Here is a 253-nt window from a genome sequence, read left to right as displayed (position 1 = left end):
CTACCAGTCCATACGCAATAAGTGCCACAAAGGTACTTACCCATGAGCCAAATAATTGCTGGGCAATATTACGCATCGGGTAGGGTAAAAACATTAGTTTAGGAATAAGGCTATGCAACAAGCGAGATAAAAAGCCTTTAGGCTCTTTAAAAGTAATGTTTTTACGACCCATAAGCATTTCTTCTAGTTCTTGGTCGTTATAGGCAACTTCTTTTTTTTCTTCTTTTGCGGTAGAGCTTTGCGATTTACTGTA

At 38.3% G+C, this 253-nt stretch carries 1 pseudogene; it reads right to left on the bottom strand.

Features of this window, described 5'->3' with window-relative positions:
- Window positions 1–253 (bottom strand): annotated as a pseudogene (locus AAEY62_RS23535) (hypothetical protein); the annotation flags it as partial.

This window comes from Pseudoalteromonas sp. GW168-MNA-CIBAN-0100, from assembly GCF_040309225.1.
Taxonomy (GTDB): domain Bacteria; phylum Pseudomonadota; class Gammaproteobacteria; order Enterobacterales; family Alteromonadaceae; genus Pseudoalteromonas; species Pseudoalteromonas arctica.
The sequence above is the reverse complement of the archived record's forward strand: the minus strand, read 5'-3'. Positions and strand labels throughout refer to the sequence as shown.